The organism is Spirillospora sp. NPDC049652 (assembly GCF_040675125.1).
Classification (GTDB): Bacteria; Actinomycetota; Actinomycetes; order Streptosporangiales; family Streptosporangiaceae; genus Spirillospora.
Genome location: NZ_JBFAOF010001266.1, coordinates 1 through 1,686, shown reverse-complemented (window position 1 = coordinate 1,686; position 1,686 = coordinate 1). Strand labels below are relative to the sequence as shown.

The window sequence follows — 1,686 nt, the reverse complement described above, 5'->3', positions numbered from 1 at the left end:
GTGACCCGCCGGGTGCACGTCGGCGGCGCGGACCCGTACGACGTCGTCATCGGCGAGAAGGTCCACGACGCGCTGCCGGGCCTGCTCGGTGAGAACGTCCGGACGGTCGCGGTCGTCCACGACGAGGGGCTGCCCGAGCTGGTCCGCCCGGTCACCGCGGCGCTGGCCGCCGCCGGGTACGACGTGCACGAGCTGCCCGTGCCGTCGGGCGAGGCGGCCAAGGAGACCGGCGTCCTCGCCGGGCTCTGGTCGCGGTTCGCGCAGCTCGGCATGACCCGCTCGGACGCGGTCGTCGGCGTCGGCGGCGGCGCGACCACCGACCTCGCCGGGTTCGCCGCAGCGTCCTGGCTGCGCGGCGTGAAGGTCGTGCACGTCCCGACCACGCTGCTCGCCATGGTGGACGCGGCGGTCGGCGGCAAGACCGGCATCGACGTCCCCGAGGGCAAGAACCTGGTCGGGGCCTTCCACCCGCCCGCCGGGGTGCTCTGCGAGGTGTCCGCGCTCGCGTCCATGCCCGAGCGCGACTACGTCAGCGGCCTCGCCGAGACCATCAAGGCGGGCTTCATCGCCGACCCGGTCATCCTCGACCTCATCGAGGGCGACCCGGTCGCCGCCCGCCATCCCGAGGGCCCGCACACCGTCGAGCTGATCGAACGCGCCGTCCGGGTGAAGGCCGACGTCGTGTCGGCCGACCTCAAGGAGAGCGGCCCGCGCGAGTTCCTCAACTACGGGCACACCCTCGCGCACGCCATCGAGAAGGCCGAGGCGTACCGCTTCCCGCACGGCCACGCGGTCGCCGTCGGCATGGTCTACGCCGCCGAGCTGGCCCGCCTGGCCGGGCGCTCCGACCTGGTCGCGCGCACCGAGCACGTGCTGGCGTCGGTGCACCTGCCGACCACCTACGACGCGGACGCCTGGGACGAGCTGCGCGCCGCGATGACCATCGACAAGAAGTCGCGCGGCGGGACGCTCCGCTTCGTCGTCCTCGACGGCCTGGCCCGGCCGGGCCGGCTGGAGGGCCCGGACGAGGAGCTGCTCGCCGCCGCCTACCGGAGGGTCGCCGAGTGAACTCCGTCCTGGTCCTGAACGGCCCGAACCTGCGCCGCCTCGGCACCCGCGAACCGGACGTCTACGGCGCCGCGTCGTTCGACGACCTGACCGCCCTGTGCCGCGAGACCGGCCGCCGCCTCGACCTGCACGTCGAGGTCCGGCAGACCGACGACGAGGCCGAGATGATCTCGTGGGTGCACGAGGCCGCCGACGAGCGGATCCCGGTCGTGCTGAACCCGGCCGCGTTCACGCACTACTCCTACGCGCTGCGCGACGCCCTCGCGCAGCTCACCGCGCCCCTCGTCGAGGTGCACATCTCCAACCCCGCCGCCCGCGAGGAGTTCCGCCACACCTCGGTCGTCGCGGGCGTCGCCACCGGCACGATCGCCGGCTTCGGCCTGATGTCCTACGTCCTGGCCCTCCAGGCCGTAGCCGAACTCCTCGCCGAATCCGCCCCCCGCCCCACCTGACCCACCCCACCACGCCCCCCCCACAACCGCGCCGCCCCACAACCGCGCCGCGCCACTACCGCGCCGTGCCGCGCCACAACCGCATCGCCCACCGCCGCACCGCCCCCGCCCGGGCGCCGCGCCTCGGCTGGGGCCGCCGCGCCGTCGCCCGGCGCCGCGCCACTCC

2 protein-coding genes are annotated in these 1,686 nt (G+C 75.1%); both read left to right on the top strand.

From position 1 onward, the window contains the following. Entirely contained in the window at positions 1-1,068 is a 1,068-nt protein-coding gene (gene aroB, locus AB0J52_RS39275) for a 3-dehydroquinate synthase (RefSeq protein WP_500188175.1), read from the top strand. Beyond that, on the top strand, positions 1,065-1,520 hold the full coding sequence (gene aroQ, locus AB0J52_RS39270) for a type II 3-dehydroquinate dehydratase (protein ID WP_500188174.1): 456 nt from the start codon (positions 1,065-1,067) through the stop codon (positions 1,518-1,520). Before aroB ends, aroQ begins: the two co-directional genes overlap by 4 nt. Positions 1,521-1,686: the final 166 nt, after the last annotated feature.